This window comes from Mesorhizobium sp. BH1-1-5 (genome assembly GCF_020165615.1).
In the GTDB taxonomy this organism is placed as follows: domain Bacteria; phylum Pseudomonadota; class Alphaproteobacteria; order Rhizobiales; family Rhizobiaceae; genus Mesorhizobium.
This window is the reverse complement of record NZ_JAIUIM010000015.1, coordinates 14091-34969: the sequence shown is the minus strand read 5'-3', so window position 1 is coordinate 34969 and position 20879 is coordinate 14091. Positions and strand designations below refer to the sequence as shown.

The window sequence follows — 20879 nt, the reverse complement described above, 5'->3', positions numbered from 1 at the left end:
GGCGGCAATCCGGGATGGTGTAGGCGAGCTTACTTCAGTTCCAGCAGCCGTTCGAGGTAGCTGCGCTCGATGTCGGGGCTGAGCGCGTTGCCGAGCCGCTTGCGGATCGCGTCGAGGATCTGGCGCGCGCGCTGAACGTCGATCTCGTCGGGAACCTTGACCGAGGTGCCGTCATCGGGGCCGTTGGTGGCGCGCGGCCGCCCCAGCGGATCCCGGTCGGCGTCCTGCTGGCGGCCGCCCTGCTCGCTGCCGCCCTGATCGCCCTGCATGGCCTGCATCTGCTTCATCATGTCCTTGGCGCCGCGGCGCAGCGCTTCCAGCGCGCGGCCCTGGTGACCGATGGCCTGGTCGCCCTCGCCCTGGCCAAGCGATTTTTCGGCATTGCCCATCGACTTGCCGGCCTCGCCGAAGCCCTCATTGGGCTCCATGCCCATGCCCTCGAGCCCCTTCTTCAGCTGGTCGAGCTCGCTCTGCAGCTGGCCCTGGCCCTCCTGCAGCTGCTTCAGCGCATCGGCCAGATCCTTCGGCGACATTTTCGGCCGTCCGAGCGGATCGCGATCCTGGCCGGGGCCTGGCCGCTGCTCGTCCTGACCCTGCTGCTGCTCGCCATCCTCGCCGAACTGTTGTTCGCCATTGTCGCGTGAGCCACGCTGCATCTGGTCCAGCCGGAAGGTGTCGTTCATCATTTCCTGCTGGCGGCGCATGATATCGCCGAGCTTGTCCATCTGCTGGCGCAGCTCGCTGTCCTGTTCGCCGCCCTGCTGCTGACGGCCTGCCTGCAGGTTGTTCATCATGTCCTGCAGCTCGGAAAGAAGCTGCTGGGCCTTGTCGCGATCGCCCGATTTGGCCAGGTTCTCGATCTGATCCATCATGCGGTCGATATCGCTCTGGCGCAGCTCGCGGCCGTTCTGCTGCATCTGCGGCGCGTTCGGGTTCTGCTGCGCGCGCTGGGCGAATTCCTGCAGGAACTGGTTCATCGCCTCGCGCAGTTCCTTCATCGCCTTTTCGATCTCCTGATCGCTGGCGCCGTTCTTGATGGCGTCCTGCAACGCCTGCTGCGCCTGACGCAGCCGCCGCTCGGCGGCCGACAGATTGCCTTCCTCGATGCCGAGCGCGATTTCCCAGAGATAGGCGACGACGTTGCGCAGCTGGTCGTCGCTCTCGGAGAGCTTCAGCCTGCTTTCCGCGCTCATGATGGCGAGATAGTTCGACATGTTGTCGAACGTGTCCTCGGGGCGCAGCGTGATCGCGTCCACCAGGTCGAGAACGCGAGGCTTGGCATTGGTGTCGAGCGCCAGCAGCCGGCGCTGTTCGATCACCGCGCGCGCCAGCGGATTGGCGAAGGGCCGCTCGGGCATGACAAGCGTCTTGGTTTCGCTGGTCGCTGTGTGGCCGGCATCGTCGGTGACGCTCAGCGTCAGCTTGACGTTGGTGCCGGCCCAGACATGCTCGGTCAGGTCCTTGGTCGTCTTGGCAGCGTTCGCCTTGCCGCCACGGCGCGGCAGCGCCAGCGGCATGTCGGGCGGGCCGTAGAGCGGATGCGCGTTGGCCGCCGGCGGGTCCGACGGCTCGAAGACGGCCTTGGCGGAGGCCGCGCCGTAGTCGTCGGCGATCTCGTAGTTCAGCTCGATGGCGCCGTTGACCGCGCGCTTCGGCTCGCTGACGAAGCGGATCGTCGGCGGCTTGTCGGGAATGACGGCGAACGCCCAGTGGCCGAGATCGCTGTCACCGGATTTCAGCGTCAGCGTGCCATTGGTGTTCAGCTTGCCGGAGAACTGGCGCACCTTTGGTGCCGTCTGGCTGGCGGCGGCTGGCGCGGTCCCCTTGGCCACGGGGAGCGCCGCAGGCTCGATGGCGCGGTCATTGCCGCCTTGATCGGCATAATTCAGTGTTTCCTCGCCCGAGCCGCCGGTAACGCGCAGCGAAACGTCGCTGCCTTGCGGAACGGAGAACGTCTGGACGGCCTGGTTGGCATCGGCGGTCAGGAACAGCGGCGCCTTGCCGGTATAGGCGGGCGGCGTCACCCAGGCGTCGATGCGAGGCGGCACGGCGTCATGCGCGGCGCGGGCGACAAAAGCGTCGCTGAGCCTGCCGCCAAAGGGTCCGAAGGAGAAGGCAAGAGCGGTGACGAGCAGCAGCCCGGCCACGGCGCGCAGGCCCCAGCGGTCATAATCCGGCACGCCGGTGCGCGGGCGGTCGGCGCCGAGGCTCGAAAGCCGCTCGGCCATGCGCTTCTGGTGCTCGCGCCACAGCGCCTGCGAGAAGATGCTGTCGGCGCCGCTCGGCCGGTCGGTCTGCACTTGCACCGGGCTGTGCAGCAATTGGTTCGCCGCCTCGATGCGCCGGTCGATCTCGGCGGCTGACGGCATGCGGAAGAAGCGCAGCGGATAGAGCGCCGCGACCGCCACCAGCGCGAACAGGACGAGAAGGCCGATGCGCACCGCGTCCGGCAGACGCGGGAACAGGCCGAACCACGAAAAGCTGAGGAACAGGCTGGCGACGACCAGCAGCGGCAGCACGAGCGGCCAGGCGCGCTCGAAGATTATCGAGGCCCACGTCGCCAACCGGCTGAGCGCCAGGCGCCCCGCCAGGCCGCGTTCGCCGCTGGAAATGGGTCGTTCGGTCATCGGCCCTTCCTGCCCGGGCACAATAGCCCGGACGTCATCACCAGAAGGATACCAGCAAACACGGCAAAGGCGAGGCGGGTTCCAAAAACGTGAAGCGGTTTGGCCGGGTTATGATCAGAAATTGGCCGGATTCGTGTTGGAACCGCAGACCAGGACTGCCACGCGCTCGCCTTCCGCGGGCACATAGCGTCCGGAAAGCATGGCGGCGAAGGCCGCGGCGCCACCCGGCTCGGCGATGATTCGCACGCGATCCCACAGCGCCTTCTGCGCCGCGACGATGTCGTCGTCGCTGACCAGGATCGAGCGCTCCACGAAGGCCTCGGCGATCGGGAACATCATTTCGCCGACACGCTTCGGCGCCAGCGAATCGGCGGCAATGCCCTCGGCGGGCGCATCGACCGGCTCTCCGGCCTCCAGAGCGCGGTAAAGCGTCGGTGCTCCCTCGGGCTCAATGGCGACGATGCGGATACGCCCCGAGAACCAGGCGGCGATGCCGCCGATCAGGCCGCCGCCGCCGACGGCGACCAGCAGCGTGTCGATTTCGGGCAGGTCAGCTTCGATCTCCAGGCCGAGCGTGCCCTGGCCGAGCAGCGTTTCCTCCTGGTTGAAGGCGTGGACCTGCAGGGCGCCGGTCTTTTCGGCAAAGTCCTCGCTGGCGGCCAGCGCCTCGGCGTAGCGCGCGCCGCCGACCACCAGCTCGGCGCCGTAGCCGCGAATGCGCGCGAGTTTTGCCGGCGGGCTGACCTCGGGCACGAAGATGGTCGCCTTGTGGCCGAGCTTCATGGCGGCGTAGGCAACGGCGGCACCATGATTGCCGCCGGACGCGGCGACCACGCCGGCTTCGGGCACCTGGCGCTCGAGCAGATTGGTGAAGGCGCCGCGCGCCTTGAACGAGCCCGAGTGCTGAAGGCATTCGAGCTTGAGATCGACCGGGAAGGCGGGGCGGCCGAAATCCGCCATGTCGACGCGCATCACTGGCGTGTGGCGGACATAGGGGCGGATGCGCGGTTCGACGGCGGCGATGCGCTCGCGCGTGATCGTTCTGGTGTTCAGCATGACCTGCTCCTCGGGATTGACTTCAATTAGTAACTTAGCAAAATGGCTAAATGCAAGAGGTCGACATCTTCAAGGCGATCGCCAATGAGCGCAGGCTGCGGATCCTGGATTGGCTCAAGGATCCACGCGCGCATTTTCCAAGCCAGGCCGATGGCGATCTGGTCGAGGACGGCGTCTGCGCGCTGTCGATCGCCGAAAAGCTCGGCATTACCCAGGCGACGCTCAGTGAGCATATGCGCGTGCTGACCCAGGCCGGCCTGCTCTCGACCAAGCGCACCAAGCAATGGATATTCTATCGCCGCGACGAGAGCCGGATCGCCGAGGCCAAGGCGCTGATCCAGGAGAAGATCTAAATGCATGTCGCCCAGAAGTGCGCAACGGTTCTGGGACAACGACATGCATCAAAACAAAGACTTAAAGCGCGTCGCCTGAATCCGGTTCAGCGCGACGCGCTTTAGCGTCAGGCGGGAGCCGGCTATTTCAGCCAGTCGGGAACCGAATCCAGCCCGATCAGATCCTCATAGGTATGGCGCGGACGCACGACATGGAAGCGGTCGCCGTCGACCAGCACCTCGGGCACCAGAAGCCTGGTGTTGTAGGTGCCGGCCTGCACCGCGCCATAGGCGCCGGCGGTGGAAACGGCGATCAGGTCGCCCGCTTTCAGCCTCGGCAGGTCGCGGTCGAGGCCGATGAAATCGCCCGTCTCGCAGACCGGGCCGACGATGTCGACCTTCATGCGCGGCGTGGAAGCGGGCGGCTGCACCACCGGCCTGATGTCGTGGAAGGCGTCATAGAGCGTCGGCCGGATCAGGTCGTTCATGGCGGCGTCGACGACGAGGAAGTTCTTGGCGTCGCCTTCCTTCACATAGATGACCTCAGAAACCAGGATGCCGGCATTGCCGACGATCAGCCGGCCGGGCTCGAACATCACCTTGAGGCCAAGCCTTGTGACGTGCTTCCTGACGATCTCGGCATAGGCGTCGGGCAGGGGCGGCGGGCTGTTGTCGACGCGGTAGGGAATGCCGAGACCGCCGCCGAGGTCGACATGCTCGATCGCATGTCCGTCGGCGCGCAAAGCCCCGACCAGTTCGACCAGCAATGCGAAGGCATCGTCGAAAGGCTGCAATTCGGTGATCTGGCTGCCGATATGGGTGTCGATGCCGGTCACCTTGATGCCCGGCAGTTGCGCGGCACGGGCATAGACCTGCCGCGCGCGCTGCCATGGAATGCCGAACTTGTTCTCGGCCTTGCCGGTCGAGATCTTCTTGTGCGTCTTGGCGTCGACGTCCGGATTGATGCGCAGCGAGACGGGCGCCACCTTGCCGAGCGCCACGGCGCGCGCCGACAAAAGCTCGAGTTCAGGCTCGGATTCGACGTTGAAGCAAAGAATGCCGGCCGAAAGCGCGAAGTCCATCTCGCGCGCGGTCTTGCCGACGCCGGAAAACAGGATCTTGCTGGCCGGGATGCCGGCGGCCAAAGCGCGGCGCAATTCGCCTTCGGAGACGACGTCGGCGCCTGCCCCCTGCCGGGCCAGCGTTCTCAGCACGGCCTGGTTGGAGTTCGCCTTCATGGCGTAGCAGACCAGCGCGTCGAGGCCGGCGAAAGCCTCTCTGAAGACGCGGAAATGCCTGGTCAGCGTCGCCGTCGAATAGCAATAGAAGGGCGTGCCGACCTCGGCTGCGATGTCGGGGATGGCGACGTCCTCGGCATGGAGAACGCCGTCGCGGTAATCGAAATGGTTCACGAGGTTCGGTTCCGGAAAGTTGAAGCTAATGAGATCGGGTCGATCTCACCGGCTCTAGAGCAGGGGATCGAGGATGAATTTCCTGTCCTTGACCGGTTTTTCCGGCTCGGGCGGCACCGGCTGCTTGGCTTTTTCCGCATCCTTGCGCGCCTGCTCCGCCGCCTCGTAGGGCGTGTCGAGGCCGGTCTTCCTGCCGCAGGCCGTGACGGTGACAACCGCCGCCAGCAGCGCGAGCGTCACCAAAATCCTGCTACGGGTCATCGATCCATCCGTTCGAAACTGATTGCGTGCTGCGCTTTTAGCCGAGTTTTCAGCGCTTTGCATCCCGGCAATTGTTTTGATTCATGTCGTTGTCCCAGAACCGCTGCACACTTCTGGGCGACATGCATCAAGCCTTGGCGAGCCGCTTTTTCCAGTAGCGGATCTGCTTTCGCACTTCCGACGGCGCGGTGCCGCCGAAGCTGGTGCGGCTCTTCACCGAATTCTGCACGGCAAGCACCGAGAAGATGCCGTCGGTGATGCCTGGATGGATCGAGCGCAGATCGTCCAGCGAGAGCTTTTCCAGCCCGACCTTCTTCTCCTCGGCGAGCGCCACGGCACGGCCGGTGACGTGGTGCGCCTCGCGGAAGGGCAGGCCCAGATTGCGCACCAGCCAGTCGGCAAGGTCGGTCGCGGTGGCGTGACCGGCGCCGGCGGCCTTCTTCATGGCGGCGGCGTTGACGGTCATGTCGCGCACCATGCCGGCGGTCGCCGCCAGCATCAGGTCGAGCGTCTCGGCGGCGTCGAAGACCGCTTCCTTGTCTTCCTGCATGTCCTTGCCATAGGTCAGCGGCATGCCTTTCATCACGGTCAGCAGGCCGACGAGATGGCCGTTGACGCGACCGGTCTTGCCGCGCACCAGCTCGGCGGCGTCCGGGTTCTTTTTCTGCGGCATGATCGAGGAGCCGGTGGAGAAGGAATCCGACAGGCGGATGAAGCCGAATTGCGGCGTCGACCAGATGATGATCTCCTCGGCGAGCCTGGACAGATGCGTCGCGCAGATCGCGGCGAGGCTGAGGAATTCGAGGGCGAAATCGCGATCCGAGACGCTGTCCAGCGAATTGCGCGTCGGTTCGCGGAAACCCAGCGCTTTCGCGGTCATATGGCGGTCGATGGAAAAGCTGGTGCCGGCAAGGGCCGCCGCGCCCAACGGGCTTTCATCCATGCGCTCGATGGCGTCGTGGACACGCGAGAGGTCGCGGCCGAACATTTCCACATAGGCCATGCAATGGTGGCCGAAGGTCACCGGCTGCGCCGCCTGCATATGGGTGAAGCCGGGCATGACGGTCGCCGCATGCTCCTCGGCGCGTTCGAGGAAGGCGGCGATCAGGTCCTTCAGCGCCAGGGCTGCGCGCTGGCATTCCTGCTTGACCCAGAGTCTCAGGTCGACCGCAACCTGGTCGTTGCGCGAGCGGGCGGTGTGCAGGCGCCCCGCGGCCTGGCCGATCAGGTCGGCAAGGCGGGCCTCGACATTCATGTGGATGTCTTCGAGCTTGGTCGAGAATTCGAATTTGCCGGCCTCGATCTCTTTCAAGATCGTGTTCAGCCCGTGAGCGATTTTTTCTTGATCGGCCGCCGAAATAATGCCCGTTTCAGCCAACATCTGGCTATGGGCGATCGATCCGCCTATGTCCTGCGCATAGAGCTTGCGGTCGAAGCCGATCGACGCGTTGATCGCTTCCATGATCGCGGCCGGACCCGAGGCAAAACGTCCGCCCCACATCTGGTTGCTGGCCTTCTTGTCGCTCATCGCTATAACCCGTGCTCCGGAGCAGTTTTGAAAATGGCAGACGGCAAGAGATTCTTTTTTCCGGCTACGCGCCTCATCCTCGCCGCTTTGCTGGCGGGCGTGCTGGCCGGCGCGGTCGCGGTATATGTCAGCGAGAGCGGTTCTGGCAACAACGCTCCCGAGAAGGTCGCCGCAACCACCGGCAAGGACGATGCCGCCTGCGTGGCCAAGGCCGCACGCGCCAAGACTATCGCGGCGAAAGCGGTCGGCCAGGTCGCGGCCCTGCAGCCGGCCGATCCGCCGCAATCGCTGAAGAGCCTGGCCTTCAACGGTCCCGACGGCAAGCCGATGACGCTGGCCGACCATGCCGGCAAGACGGTGCTGCTCAATTTGTGGGCGACATGGTGCGCGCCGTGCCGCGCCGAGATGCCGGCGCTCGATACGCTGCAGAAGGAAAAGGGCAGCAATGCCTTCGAGGTGGTCGCGGTCAATGTCGACACCGGCGACGACACGAAGCCGAAGAAATTCCTCAAGGAGATCGGTGTCGAGACGCTGGGCTTCTACCGGGACCCGACGATCGCGCTGTTCAACGAGGTGAAGACGCGGGGCCTGGCGCTCGGGCTTCCGGTCACTATGCTGATCGACGCGGATGGCTGCCTGATCGCGCATATGAACGGCCCGGCCGAGTGGTCGAGCCCCGACGCCAAGCGGCTGGTGGAAGCGGCGCTGACGCCGTGACGATGTCAGCCTGAGCGCGCGGCCGCGGCCGGCTGCAGCATCAGGATGCTGCCGCCGCGGACATTGTCGACCTTGGCGGTTGCCCCGATGGCGTCGTCTTCCGTGACGCCGTCGGGCGACGGAGCCCCCGTCAGCTCGCCGAACGCCTCGATGGGGCCAGGCCTGCCCAGAAAATATCCCTGGCCGATGTCGCAATCCTCGGCGTCGAGAAAGCGCAGCTCGTCAAGCGTCTCGACGCCTTCGGCCAGGACCGGCAGGCCGAGGCCACGCCCCAGCCCAAGCACGGCGCGCACGATGGTCGCGACCTGGTCGTTGCGGTCGACCGATTTGATGAAGGAGCCGTCGATCTTGATCTTGTCGAACGGGAAGGCGCGCAGGTTGGACAGCGACGAATAGCCGGTGCCGAAATCGTCCATCGCCACGCGCACGCCGAGTGCCTTGATCTGGCGCAAGGTGGCCAGCGCCCGGGGCATGTCCTTCACCAGCGCCGTCTCGGTGATCTCGAGCTCGAGCCTGCCCGGGGCGAGGCCCGAGCGCAGCAGCACCTCATGCACCTTGCGGCTGAAATCGGGATTGTGGAGCTGCACGGCCGAGACGTTGACGGCGATCGTCAGTGGGTTCTTCCAGGTCGCTGCTTCCTTGCAGGCCGTCGCCAGCACCCACTCGCCGATCTGGGCGATCGAACCGCTGTCCTCGGCCACCGGGATGAACACAGAAGGCGGAACCTCGCCGCGTTCGGGATGCTGCCAGCGCAGCAAGGCTTCGAAGCCGATCATCCTGCCGCTGCTGATTTCCTTCTGCGGCTGATAGACGAGCCGCAACTCGCCGCGCGCCACGGCCTGGCGCAGGTCCTGCTCCATGATGCGCCGGTCGCGCGCCTCGGCGCCCATCGAGGCCTCGAAGTAGCGGAAAGTGTCCTTGCCTTCGGCCTTGGCGCGATAGAGCGCGGTGTCGGCATGGCTGACCAGCGCCGCCTGTTCGTCGGCGTCGAGCGGGTAGAGCGCGATGCCGATGCTTGCCGACACCATGCCGCCGGGCGACAGCCGGTTTTCCTGGCGCAGCGCCGAAAGCACCGCTTCGGCAATGCGGCCGGCCGCCTGCGGGTCGGGAAGGTTGGGGGCGATGATGGCGAATTCGTCGCCGCCGAGCCGGGCCAGCATCTGGCCGTGGCGCAGCACGCTGGAGGCGCAGTGGGCCACCTTCTGCAGCACGGCGTCGCCGGCGGCGTGGCCGAAGAGGTCGTTCACTTCCTTGAACCGGTCGAGGTCGAGCAGCATGAGCGCCAGCTGGCCACCCTTGCCGGCGCCGGCTTCCGCGGACGCGGCGATCTCGGCTTCCAGGTGGCCGGTGAAGCTGCGGCGATTGGCAAGCCCGGTGAGCGGGTCGTAATGTGCGAGGCGCATGATCTCCTGCTCGGCCTTCCTGCGCTCGCGAATGTCGCGCACGGCAACGACCAGATGCGGCTTGCCGCAATAGTCGATGCTCCTGGCGATCAGTTCCACCGGAATCCGGCTGTCGTCCTGGCTGCGCAGATCGGCTTCCTGCGCCTGTCCGTTGCCGGCGGCGACTCCGGAGCCAATCCGCTCGCCGAACAGGTTGCCCAGCGTCATCGTGTTCAGCGTGCCGGCGGCGATGCCGCTCAGCGCGGCAATGCTGTCATTGGCGCTGACGATGCGGTTGCCGTCGCAGACGATGAGGCCTTCGACGGCGGCGTTGGCGAGGCCGTGCATACGCTCCGCCTCGATCCTGTGACGGCGGAAGCGCAGGTCGATCCAGAGCGCCGTGGCCGAAAGCACCAGGATGACCAGGCTTGCCGCGGCGGCGGCAAAGGCCTGCGACATCGGCGCGATGGTGAATTTCGAGACCTCGATCGAGGAATCCGGATAGATCGAGACGGCGGCCATGGCGATGAAATGCAGCGTGCAGATCGCCAGCGTCAGAAGCACGGCCCCGGCGGCCGTCGCCAGGGTCGACGGCCGGCGAAGCACGACAAGCAGGGAGAGCGCGGCAAGAATTATGCCCGAGGCCAACGAGGCGGCGACCAGCAGCTGGTTCCAGACGATCCGGCCTTCGACCTCGAAAGCCGCCATGCCGGTATAGTGCATCGCCGCAATGCCGATGCCGAGCACGGCGCCGCCGACGAGGTAGTGGTCGATGCCGCCGCGTATGGTCGCGATCCACATACCGGCCGCGGTCAGGATGACGGACATCGCCAGCGAAGCCACCGAAAGCTCGGCGTTGTAGGCGTTGGGTATTCCCGGCGTGAAGGCGATCATGGCGATGAAGTGCGTCGCCCATATGCCGAAGCCGGTCGACGTCGCAGCAATCAGCAGCCACGCATGACGGTTTCGGCTGGTCGATCGGTCGACATGGCGAAGCAGGTTGACGGCGGAGAAACAGGAGATTCCGCAAATGAGCGCCGCGAGTGCGACCAGTCTCAGATCGTGCTCGTTCACGATACAATTATAGACGGTCAGCATCTTTCTTCACCTGATCTTCCCGCATCAATCAAGGCAACGTGATTGATTAGGGCCGGACGACTGAAGAATCGATTATGCCGCCCGCAACCATTGCGTGCTCTCCAGGTTGTATTGATGCGCTGGAATGATCTCGGGATCGAATGTGTCGATCCGGGAGGCCGTTACTTCACCCGCACTGTAACCACCAGCGCCTCGTGGTCGGCGCTCGGGCTGCCGTCCGGCAACGCAGCCGGCAGCGTCGCCGGCGCACTCGCCGCGAGTCCGCGCGTGAAGAACCAGTCGATATGGCCGGCGGGTGTGGCGTCGCCGGCCGCGCGCCGCTGGGTGGGCTTGTCGAAGGCATTCGCCGTCTTCCAGTCGTAGCCACGCTCGGCAAACACCGCGAACAAGGGCTCATGACGTTCCGGATACATCAGCCGGTCCGGTTCGGCGGCAATGCGGGTTCGCCACGCCGCAGGATCGTCGTTGCGTTCCGGATAGGTGGCGGTCAGCGTGTTGAAATCGCCGCCGATCAGCACCGGCGCTTCCGCATCGTATCTGTCGATGGCATCGAGCAAGTGGCGCGTCTGGTCGGCGCGGCCGACGGGCGTGGTGCGATTCTCCAGATGCACGGAGACGACGGTGACGCGGCGGTCGCCGACCATCACCTGGCCGCCAAGCGCCATGCGGCCGCCGATGCGCGGCTGGCCATGCTCCGGCAGGAACCAGGCGCCTGCGGCGTCGAAGCGGGTGAGAAAAGGCCGCAGCAGCGGAATGGCGCTGGTCACGGCATTGCCATGGAAACCTTCCACGTTCTCGGCGCCGCCATTTGCCGCCTGCTCCGTCTCATTGCCGGTGCCGAGCTCGAGGAACTCGACGCCATAGGCATAGGAATGGCCCAGACGATCGGCAAGCCGGCTCAACAAATGGCCGTTGCCGGAGCGCGCCATGCCCTTGTCGACCTCGGACAGCAGGACGACGTCCGGCGCCCGGCCGGCGATCGTGGCGGCGATGGCATCGACGTGACGCAGCCGCTCGACGTTCCAGGCCATGACGGTCAGGCTCTCGCCGGCGCCCCCGCGCGACGCCTGGCCGCCGATCTCGATCTCGCCGAGGGCCGGAACGGCGGCGGCGTGGCGCAGATGGGTGGCGCTGTCGCGCGGTCCGTCCCGCATGGCGTTGCGGACGTCGACAGGCACGTGCGTGAGCTGGGGGACCAGCATGTCTCTTCTCATCCAGTTAGCCGGTTAATCACGGAAGGTCTTTTCGCCGCTTCGGGACGCCCTAACTTCCTAGAGCCGGATGATTTCAGGTCGGATCGACCTGAAATCTGAATCCGTCTCTAAATCCAAGAGATAGAACATGATGTCGTCCGAAAACCGCTTCACACTTTTCGGCATCATGCTCTAGAGCGCCGATGTGACGTTTTCATGCCGGTGCAACCGCTGCCAGGGAGGAGAGACTGGCTGTCCACAGGGGCCGCTTATCGGCCCAGGGGCCACAACAGAACTGTCACATACCTTCTCTATGAGAACGGGCAAGGACTTGCGCAAAACCCTTGTCACATTGCCATTCAAGAGGGAAAACCATGACGATCATCAAGCGGGGCTTCGCTGCCCTTGCCGCCGGCGCGCTCACCACCGCGCTTGCGGTTCCTGCTTTTGCGGAGCCGGTCAAATTCGATTTCTGGTTCGGTCTTTCGGGCGATCTCGCCCGCGTCGTCGACACGCTGTGCAAGAACTTCAACGATTCGCAGAAGGACTACGAGGTCGTCTGCACCAGCCAGGGCAATTACGATGCCACGCTGCAGAACACGATCGCCGCCTTCCGCGCCGGCAAGCAGCCCACCGTCGTCCAGGTCTATGACGTCGGCACCGCCACCATGATGCTGTCGGGCGCCTACAAGCCCGCCGACAAGCTGATGGAAGAAAACGGCTACAAGATCGACTACAGCGACTATTTCCCCGGCATCGCGCGCTACTACGCGACCTCGAAGGGCGAGATGCTCTCCTTCCCGTTCAATTCCTCCACGCCGCTGATGTACTGGAACAAGGACGCCTTCGCCAAGATCGGCAAGACCGAAGCGCCGAAGACCTGGGAAGACGTCGGCGCCGACCTCAAGGCGCTGAAGGACGCCGGCTATGAATGCCCGATGGCGATCAACATCTCGGCCAATGAAAGCTGGCAGCTGATGGAGCAGTTCTCGGCGCTGCATAACCAGCCGATCGCTACGAAGAACAACGGCTATGACGGGCTCGACGCACGGCTTGAGGTCAACAAGACCAAGTTCGTCCAGTACGTCACAGATCTCAAGAAGTGGTATGACGCCGGCCTGATCAAGATCAAGTCGAAGGATCTCGGCCAGGACATGGTGCAGGCCTTCGCCACCGGCACCTGCCAGGTGATCCTGACCTCGGTCGGCGACCACGGCACGGTCGGCCGCACCCAGAAGGAAGGCATGAACTGGGACGTCGCCGAACTGCCGGTCTATGCCGGCATCGAGCGCAAGAACTCGCTGGTCGGCGGCGCTTCGCTGTGGGTGCTCTCCGGCAAGTCGGATGCCGAATACAAGGGTGCGGCGGCGTTCCTCAACTTCATCCACGATCCCAAGACGGCTTTATTCTGGTCGACCAACACCGGCTACATCCCGGTGACGAAGTCGGGCTTCGACTACATGAAGTCCCAGGGCTTCTACGACAAGGCGCCCTATAAGGGCCGCGAAGTGGCGATCGCCAGCCTTACCGCCTCGGAGCCGACGGAGATCACCCGTGGCGTGCGCCTCGGCAACTTCACCCAGATCCGCGCCGAGTTCGGCACGCAGATGCAGGCGATCTTCGCCAACAAGGTCAGCGTGCAGGAAGGCCTCGACACTCTGGTCAAGAATGGCGACGCGATCCTGGAGCGCTTCCAGCAGACCTATCCGGGTAAGACCCTGCCCTGATCCCGGATGTTGGAGCGGCCGTCCGTCGGGAATCGACGGGCGGCCATTTCATGTAGTTTTGCTTCCACGCATATCTTTTGTCCCGAAACCGGTTCCCACTTTAGGGAGACATGCTCTAGTCTTGCGCCAAGAAAGCGGGCTGGCGGTTCAACGACATCGGCGGATCGATGGAAAAACGCGTCACTTTCGGCAGATGGACGATCGGCATCCTGTTCGCGGTGCCGCAGCTGTTCCTGATCTTCACCTTCTTCTATTGGCCGGCCGGCCAGGCGGTCTACTGGTCGCTGACGCTGCAGCAGCCCTGGGGCGGCGGCAACATCTGGGTCGGGCTCGACAATTTCCGCTCGATCCTGTCCAACGCCGACTATTGGAATTCCATCACTGCCAGCATGATCTTCGCCGGCATCAGCACGGGCCTTGCGATGCTCATCGCGCTGGTGCTCGCCGCCCTGACCGACCGGCAGCTTGCCGGCTCATGGCTTTATCGCGTGGTGCTGATCTGGCCCTACGGCATCGCCGCGCCCGCCCTGGCGCTGGCGTTTCGTTTCATCCTGGCGCCGGAAGCCGGCTTCATGGCCGTCGTCAACCGGGTCTGGCCGGGCTTCTGGGACCCCGGTCTCGACGGTGCCGACGCGATGGCCTCGATCATCATCGCCTTCTCCTGGAAATATGTCGGCTACAATTTCATCTTCTTCCTTGCCGCCTTCCAGGCGATCCCGCGCTCGCTGATCGAGGCGGCGGCGATGGACGGCTCCGGCGTCATCCGGCGTTTCTGGGACATACAGTTCCCGCTGATCACGCCGACGATCTTCTTCCTTCTGGTCATCAACATCACTGAGAGTTTCCAGGACTCCTTCGGCATCGTCGACATCATGACCGCCGGCGGCCCGGCCAACGCCACGAATCTCATGGTCTACAAGATCTATTCCGACGGCTTCAAAGGCCTGGATTACTCCGGCGCCGCCGCGCAGAGCATCATCCTGATGCTCTTGATCATCGCGCTCACCATCGTCCAGTTCCGCTTCATCGAGCGGCGCGTGCATTATCGTTGAGGCTGATATGGTCGAGCGCACCCCGATCCTCAACTTCCTCACGCATCTCATCCTGTTCGCCGGCTTCGTATTCTGCGTGACGCCGTTCATTATCGTGGCGATCGCCGCCTCGCACAATCTGAAGGACGTCAACGACGTGCCGATGTCGCTGCTGCCGGGCAGCGATTTCTGGGTCAACATCAAGACGGCGTGGACGACAGCCGATCTCGGTCCGAAGCTGCTCAACTCCTTCATCATGGCGTTCGGCGTCGCCGCCGGCAAAGTCATCGTCTCGGCGCTCACCGCCTTCTCGATCGTCTATTTCCGCTATCCCGGCCGCATGCTGATCTTCTGGCTGATCTTCATCACGCTGATGCTGCCGCTCGAAGTGCGCATCGTGCCGACCTACGCGGTGGTCGCCAACGTGCTCGAGCCCTATCAGACGATCATGGACCTGACAGGGCTCTCCTGGCTGATCGAGAAGATATCGGGGGTTCAGGTCCAGCTCAGCCTGGGGCTGCTCAATTCTTATAGCGGCCTGATCCTGCCGCTGGTCGCCACCGCCACCGGCACGTTCCTTTACCGCCAGTTCTTCCTGACCGTGCCGGACGAATTGACCGAGGCGGCGCGCATGGACGGCGCCGGCGCGCTGCGCTTCTTCATCGATATCCTGTTGCCGCTGTCGCGCAACAACATGGCGGCGCTCGGCACAATCATGTTCCTGTGGGCCTGGAACCAGTATCTGTGGCCGCTGCTTATCACCACCGACCAGTCGCACGCGATGGCGGTGACCGAGCTGAAGCAGCTCATACCCAATGTCGGCGGCGCGCCGGAATGGCACATCGCCATGGCCGGGACGCTGATCATCATGCTGCCGCCGCTGATCGTCGTGGTCTTGATGCAGCGCTGGTTCGTGCGCGGCCTCATCGCCACCGAAAAATAGGGAGACAAAAATGGCCTCCATCACCATTCGCGGCGTCAAGAAGAACTACGCCAAGACGCAGGTCGTGCACGGTGTCGACCTCGATTTCGCTTCCGGCGAGTTCGTCGTGATCCTGGGGCCGTCCGGCTGCGGCAAGTCCACGCTGCTCCGGATGATCGCCGGGCTGGAAGAGATTTCCGACGGCACGATCGCGATCGACGGCACGGTCGTCAACAAGCTCGAGCCGCGCGAGCGCGGCTGCGCCATGGTGTTCCAGAACTATGCGCTCTACCCGCATATGAGCGTGGCGCAGAATATCGGCTATTCGCTGAAGGTGGCCGGCGTTCCGTCGGCCGAACGCGCCCAGCGCATCCAGGCGGTGGCGCGCGTCCTGGAGCTGGAGCACCTGCTCGACCGCAAGCCGATGGCGCTGTCCGGCGGCCAGCGCCAGCGCGTCGCCATGGGTCGCGCCATGATCCGCGAGCCGAAGGTGTTCCTGTTCGACGAGCCACTTTCCAATCTCGACGCCAAGCTGCGCGTGCAGATGCGTTCCGAGATTCGCAAGCTGCACCGGCGGCTCAGCGCCACTTCGGTCTTCGTCACGCATGACCAGGTCGAGGCGATGACGCTGGCCGACCGGCTGGTGGTGATGAATGGCGGCCGGGTCGAGCAGGTCGGCACCCCGGCGGAAGTCTATAGCCGGCCGGCGAGCCGCTTCGTCGCGACCTTCGTCGGCGCGCCGGCGATGAACATGCTCGAAGGCACCGTCACGCTCGACGGGCTATCGCTGCTCGGCGACAGCCGCAAGCTCAACGTGTCGCGCACTGGGCTTCCCGTAGGCTCCAAGGTCGCGGTCGGCATTCGGCCGGAGGCGGTGCGTATGGTGGCGCCGGGCACGCCGGGGGCGCTTGCGGCGACCGTCGACCTCATCGAGGAACTGGGCGCCGGGCGCGTCATCTATGTCGATCTCGACGGTGTGCCGTTCTCCATCGTGACGTCGGAGACCGTCCACCCCGAGCCGGGCAGCACGGTCGGCCTGCAATTCGCCGAATCGGACCTGCACTTCTTCTCCTCGGAGACGAGCGGCAGGCTCGACGTGTTCAAGGCTTCGGTGCCGGAACCGGCTCCGGCGACGTTGTGAATTTGATTTGAGGGTTCATGCAATGAAGATCATCCAGGTCACCGACGTCCATCTCGGTCGTCGGCGCGAGATACGCTATGGCGCGAACCTGAATGAACGTCTCGATCGATGCATCGATCATATCAATCAACGTCACAGCGATGCGGCGCTCTGCATCTTCACCGGCGACCTGACCGATGATGGAGAGGCCGAGAGCTATGCCGACCTCAAGGCGGCGCTGAGCCGGCTCACTGTGCCTTACCGTCTGTTGCCGGGAAACCACGACCGGCGCGCCAACCTCGTCGCCGCCTTCCCGGAAAACGGAACCGATAGCAACGGCTTCGCGCAGTCGGTTTTCGACACGCCGGAAGGGCGCCTGGTCTTCCTCGACAGCCTGGCGGAAGGCCGCGTCACCGGAGAATTGTGCGACGACCGGCTTGGCTGGCTCGATGCGCGGCTAGGCGAGGCGGCAGGCAAGGCGGCCTATATCTTCCTGCATCATCCGCCGGTCGAGCTCGGGCTCACATTGCTCGATCCGCTTGGCCTCGAACAGCCGCAGCGGCTCATCGATGTGCTGACCCGCCACGGCAATGTCCGCTACATCTTCTTCGGCCATGTCCACCGCGACATCGCCGGCACCGTCGCCGGCATTCCGTTCTCGGTGCAGCGCGGGCTGCATGCCCGCTTCATGCTCGATCTCGGCGGCGACGAAATGGTCGAGCAGGCGCCGCCCGCCTATTCGATCATCCTGATCGAGGGCCAGCGTGTCGTCATCCACAGCTGCGATTTTCTCGAGCAATGGCCGCTCTGGTCGCCGGCGACGGGGCAACGCATGCGGTAGAAATCACCCGAGCAACAGCGTGGGCGTCCCCTGTCCATCGACCAGCTTCACCGCTTTCCTGTCGAAGGACACGAAGGTTTCGCCACCGAGCCACTGACCGTCGAACGCGATCACGCCATCCGCGAAATCTCCACCGGCGTCAAGCACAGCCAGGCCCGCTTCGATCGTTGGTCGGTTGGCCACGACGTTGCGCATATCGAGGATACGGCGGATCGAGGCGGATATATCAGGCCGCGCAACCCGATAACTTCTATCCAGCACCCAAACAAACTCGCAAAGCGCTTGAACGCTGATCGCGACCAGCTCGGCCCCTTCCAGCGTCTCGGCTGCGGTCCGCTGCTGCGCTTCGTCGTCCCCGACGACAAGGCACAACAGCACGTTGGTGTCGAGGCTGATCTTCACTTGCGCTCGATTCCGCGCATTCCGCTCGAAGTGCCGGCGTTGGCGATCGCATCGTTGATCTCCTCGATCGAAAGCCGTGTGCCGTTCGTTTTGCCCTTGAGCATTCCACTCAGATCTTGCCAGGAGCCCTTGCCCTGGTCGGCCTTCAGCTCCGCCCGCCCACCAGGCAGAAGATCAAGCCTGATCTTGTCGCCGGGCTGGATGCCGAGGTGCTTGAGCACGTCTTTCCGGAACGTGACCTGGCCCCGGGCGGTAACCGTCAATGTCGTCATGATGCGACCTCCGTGCACTAGAAATAATGCAGGAATGCATTATTCTCAAGGCGGAGATCAAGCAAAGACATGCGCCTTGCCGGTGACGGTGAGGCGCACGATCTCGCCGATCGCCGGCGCGTCCATACCTGTCCGGCGCAGGATGAGAGGCGTGTTGCCGATCGCGGCCGCATCGGGCGGATCGGGGCTGTTGAGCAGCCGCACCGCGACAGTGCAGATGGAGCCCGCGAACTCGCAGTCCGTCACTTCGCCGAACAGCATGTCCGGCGTGCCCGACAAGCCTTCGCGCGAGGTGAGCTTGAGCAGGATTTGCTCAGGCCTGAGCATGATGCGGGCGACGTCTCGGCGTTCCTTCGTGTCGACGGCAATGCGGCCGAGCGGCGAGATGGCGAAGCCATCGGCGATTCTGGCCGGCAGGATGATGGCGTCGCCGAGGAACTCGGCGACCATCCTGTCCCTGGGCTTGAAATAGAGCTCGCGCGGTGTGCCGACCTGCGAGAACAGACCGTCGCGCATCACCGCCACCTGGCTGGCGAAGGACAGCGCCTCGGCTTGGTCGTGCGTGACCAGGATAGTGGTGATTCCCGCTTCTTCCAGAAGCTCCGCCACCGCCTTGCGCATCGAGGCGCGAAGCCCGGTGTCGAGCGCCGAGAACGGCTCGTCGAGCAGCATCAGCCGCGGCTTCATGGCCATGGCGCGGGCAAGCGCGACGCGCTGCTGCTGGCCGCCGGAGAGCTCGTGCGGCCGGCGTTTCAGGACCGCCTTGTCCAGCCCGACGATGTAGGCCAGCTCGACGATGCGCTCGCTGCGCCTGTCCTCGCCGCGGGGCATGCCGAAGCCGATATTGTCGGCGATGGTGAGATGCGGGAACAGGGCGCCGTCCTGGGCCACCACGCCGATGCCGCGGCGATGCGCCGGCACGGCCGCGCCGCCATTGGCGAGCACCTTGCCGTCGAGCGCGATCCGGCCGCGGTCCGGCGCCTCGAAGCCGGCGATCAGCCTGAGCAAGGTAGTCTTGCCGCAGCCGGACGGCCCGACGATCGCGGTGCGGCTGCCGCTTTCCACCTTGAGGTCGACGCCCGCGAGCGCCGCCACCGGGCCGTAATTCTTCGCGACGCCGCTGAGTTCGAGAAAGCTCATCGTCCGGCCATCCGCTTCGACTGGACGTAAAGCCACCAGGTCATCGGCAACGACATCGCCACCATGATCAACGCGTAAGGCGCGGCGGAAGCGTAGTCGATCTCGCCGCTGTAGGACCAGAAGGCCATCGCCAGCGTGCGGGTACCGTTGGGCGCCAGCATCTGGGTGGCGGTGAGCTCGTTGGTGATGCCGAGCGCCACCATCGCCATGCCGGCCGCCGCCCCCGGCGCCGACAGGCGGATGGTCGTCGACCACAGCGCCTTGACCGGCGGCCGGCCGAGGCTGGAAGCGGCCCGTTCCAGCTCCACCGGAGCCTGCGCGATCGAGGCGCGCAGGCTGATCAGCGCGCGCGGCAGGAACATCAGCGCGTAACCGAACAGGATGGTGAACAGGGTCTGGTAGAGGGGCAGCGCGACACGCACGGTGATCGTCACCAGCGCCAGCGCGACGACCACGCCCGGCAACGCGCCGACGATGTAGTTGCAGCTCTCGAGCAGGCGCTGCAGCCGCCCCGGCGCGCGGATCGAGATCCATGCCATCGGCATGGCGGCCAGCGTTGCAAGCACCGCGCCGGCAATGGCGAGGAACAGCGTCTGGCCGAGCGCCAGGCCGATCTCGTCCCAACGCCAGACTTCCGTGCCGCCGGCGAGCAGCCAGCGGCTGACCGTGACGAAGGGCACGCCGAGCGACAGCAGCGCGACACCCGCCGGCAAAAGCAGGCAAGGCAAGGTGGCACGGCCGAGGCGAGCGCGCTGCTGCTGGCGCGCCGCGCCGGAGCCGACGCGGGCATAACGTTCCTCGCCGCGGATCATCACCTCGAGGGCGAGCAGGAAAAGGCAGCAGACCACCAGCACGGCGGCCAGCATGTTGGCGGCCGGGCCGTTGAAGGTCGACTGGAACTGGTCGACGATCGCGGTGGTGAAGGTATCGAAGCGGATGAAGACATAGAGGCCGTATTCGGCCAGGAGATGCAGGCCGACCAGCAACGAGCCGCCGCAGATGGCGAGCCTCAGCTGCGGCAGCACGACGCGCGCGAAAACCCGCCACGGATCAAGGCCAAGCGCCGCGGCCGCATCCTCCAGCGCCGGATCGAGCCGGCGCAGCGCGGCGGCGATCGGCAGATAGAGGAAAGGGAAATAGGCGATGACGGAGACCAGCACGCCGGCCCAAAGCCCATGCAATCCCGGAACAAAGCTGATCCAGGCATAGGAGTGCACGAAAGCGGGGATGGCGAGCGGCGCGACCGAAAGCCAAGACCACCAGCGGTTGCCGGGCAGGTCGCTGCGCTCCGTCAGCCAGGCCAGCGCCACCGAGAGCACGATGGCGATCGGCACGGCGACGGCGACCAGCAGCACGGTGTTGACCAGCAACTCGCCGACGCGCGGCCGGAAGATCAGCGCCACCACGGTGTCCCAGCCGGTTTGGATCGCGACCCAGACGATGAAGGCGAGCGGCAGCAGCGCGACCAGCGCGATCAGGGCCGCGGCGAGCGTGATCCACGACGTGGACCGGCGCTTCTTCATCCCGGCCGCCGGCAATCTTGCCGGGGTCATGTCGATCGCCGACTGCATCAGGCGCGCCACCATGTCGCCGACGCCGTATGGCGGAAGCGAGCTTGAGCAATCCCAGGAAAAGTGTGAAGCGGTTTTCCGTTCGGAATTGCGGCAAAACAAGGAGACAGAGCGGTTCGCCGTTTCCATGAAACGGTGAAGCGATCTGATAAGCCGCGCAAGCGGCTCGAAACGCAGCCGATCGTCATCGACGAGGCGATCTCCAAACAAAAACGCTCCCGCGGAAAGGCGAATTGCCGCGGGAGCA

At 64.9% G+C, this 20879-nt stretch carries 18 protein-coding genes; 7 read left to right on the top strand and 11 right to left on the bottom strand.

Translation table 11 applies throughout. The features are described 5' to 3' along the window. Positions 1-29: 29 nt before the first annotated feature. Positions 30-2627: a TIGR02302 family protein gene (locus LB572_RS20350; RefSeq protein ID WP_224668953.1), complete on the bottom strand. Its 2598-nt coding sequence runs from the start codon at positions 2625-2627 to the stop codon at positions 30-32. Between the two features lie 114 nt (positions 2628-2741). Continuing rightward, positions 2742-3683: a threonine/serine dehydratase gene (locus tag LB572_RS20345; RefSeq protein ID WP_224668952.1), complete on the bottom strand. Its 942-nt coding sequence runs from the start codon at positions 3681-3683 to the stop codon at positions 2742-2744. 50 nt (positions 3684-3733) lie between these two features. Here LB572_RS20345 and LB572_RS20340 point away from each other — a divergent pair, with 50 nt between their 5' ends. Continuing rightward, entirely contained in the window at positions 3734-4036 is a 303-nt protein-coding gene (locus LB572_RS20340) for an ArsR/SmtB family transcription factor (protein ID WP_140803433.1), read from the top strand. A gap of 122 nt (positions 4037-4158) precedes the next feature. Here the strand turns inward: LB572_RS20340 and lysA are convergent, their stop codons facing one another. The 3 genes from lysA to argH form a co-directional block, all read right to left on the bottom strand. After that, positions 4159-5427: a diaminopimelate decarboxylase gene (lysA, locus tag LB572_RS20335; protein WP_224668951.1), complete on the bottom strand. Its 1269-nt coding sequence runs from the start codon at positions 5425-5427 to the stop codon at positions 4159-4161. A gap of 54 nt (positions 5428-5481) precedes the next feature. Next, positions 5482-5688: a lipoprotein gene (locus LB572_RS20330; protein WP_127253283.1), complete on the bottom strand. Its 207-nt coding sequence runs from the start codon at positions 5686-5688 to the stop codon at positions 5482-5484. A 127-nt stretch (positions 5689-5815) separates the two neighbouring features. Further along, entirely contained in the window at positions 5816-7216 is a 1401-nt protein-coding gene (gene argH / locus LB572_RS20325) for an argininosuccinate lyase (protein ID WP_224668950.1), read from the bottom strand. A 33-nt stretch (positions 7217-7249) separates the two neighbouring features. Here argH and tlpA point away from each other — a divergent pair, with 33 nt between their 5' ends. Further along, the gene (gene tlpA, locus LB572_RS20320; RefSeq protein WP_140803430.1) at positions 7250-7933 is read left to right on the top strand and encodes a thiol:disulfide interchange protein TlpA; all 684 of its coding nucleotides are present in this window, start codon (positions 7250-7252) and stop codon (positions 7931-7933) included. 5 nt (positions 7934-7938) lie between these two features. Here tlpA and LB572_RS20315 read toward each other — a convergent pair whose 3' ends face one another. Together LB572_RS20315 and LB572_RS20310 are read right to left on the bottom strand one after the other, a co-directional pair. After that, entirely contained in the window at positions 7939-10413 is a 2475-nt protein-coding gene (locus LB572_RS20315; RefSeq protein WP_224668949.1) for an EAL domain-containing protein, read from the bottom strand. 161 nt (positions 10414-10574) lie between these two features. Then, positions 10575-11615 (bottom strand): endonuclease/exonuclease/phosphatase family protein, encoded by a 1041-nt coding sequence (locus tag LB572_RS20310; RefSeq protein WP_224668948.1) that lies wholly within the window; start codon positions 11613-11615, stop codon positions 10575-10577. A 365-nt stretch (positions 11616-11980) separates the two neighbouring features. On the opposite strand from LB572_RS20310, the gene LB572_RS20305 reads away from it, so the two are divergent. The 5 genes from LB572_RS20305 (at position 11981) to LB572_RS20285 (ending at position 17247) form a co-directional block, all read left to right on the top strand. Continuing rightward, positions 11981-13333 carry an extracellular solute-binding protein gene (locus tag LB572_RS20305; protein ID WP_224668947.1) on the top strand — a complete coding sequence of 451 codons (1353 nt, stop codon included), beginning with the start codon at positions 11981-11983 and terminating at the stop codon, positions 13331-13333. A gap of 167 nt (positions 13334-13500) precedes the next feature. Next, the gene (locus LB572_RS20300; protein ID WP_224668946.1) at positions 13501-14385 is read left to right on the top strand and encodes an ABC transporter permease subunit; all 885 of its coding nucleotides are present in this window, start codon (positions 13501-13503) and stop codon (positions 14383-14385) included. A gap of 7 nt (positions 14386-14392) precedes the next feature. After that, positions 14393-15307, top strand: a complete 915-nt coding sequence (locus LB572_RS20295) for an ABC transporter permease subunit (protein ID WP_224668945.1) — start codon at positions 14393-14395, stop codon at positions 15305-15307. A gap of 10 nt (positions 15308-15317) precedes the next feature. Next, entirely contained in the window at positions 15318-16427 is a 1110-nt protein-coding gene (ugpC, locus tag LB572_RS20290) for a sn-glycerol-3-phosphate ABC transporter ATP-binding protein UgpC (protein WP_224668944.1), read from the top strand. A gap of 22 nt (positions 16428-16449) precedes the next feature. Continuing rightward, complete coding sequence (locus LB572_RS20285) at positions 16450-17247, top strand: phosphodiesterase (protein WP_224668943.1); 798 nt, start codon at positions 16450-16452, stop codon at positions 17245-17247. Positions 17248-17250: 3 nt separating this feature from the next. Here LB572_RS20285 and LB572_RS20280 read toward each other — a convergent pair whose 3' ends face one another. From LB572_RS20280 to LB572_RS20265, 4 genes are read right to left on the bottom strand one after another with little or no spacing between them, the layout of a single operon-like run. Then, positions 17251-17649, bottom strand: coding sequence for a type II toxin-antitoxin system VapC family toxin (locus tag LB572_RS20280; protein ID WP_224668942.1), 399 nt, complete (start codon positions 17647-17649; stop codon positions 17251-17253). Further along, entirely contained in the window at positions 17646-17921 is a 276-nt protein-coding gene (locus LB572_RS20275; protein WP_224668941.1) for an AbrB/MazE/SpoVT family DNA-binding domain-containing protein, read from the bottom strand. The genes LB572_RS20280 and LB572_RS20275 overlap by 4 nt, the downstream gene beginning before the upstream one ends. Before the next feature lie 57 nt (positions 17922-17978). After that, positions 17979-19061, bottom strand: coding sequence for an ABC transporter ATP-binding protein (locus LB572_RS20270; protein WP_140808782.1), 1083 nt, complete (start codon positions 19059-19061; stop codon positions 17979-17981). Next, a complete protein-coding gene (locus LB572_RS20265) occupies positions 19058-20632 on the bottom strand; it encodes an ABC transporter permease (RefSeq protein WP_224669048.1) in 1575 nt (524 codons plus the stop codon). The genes LB572_RS20270 and LB572_RS20265 overlap by 4 nt, the downstream gene beginning before the upstream one ends. Positions 20633-20879 lie beyond the last annotated feature (247 nt).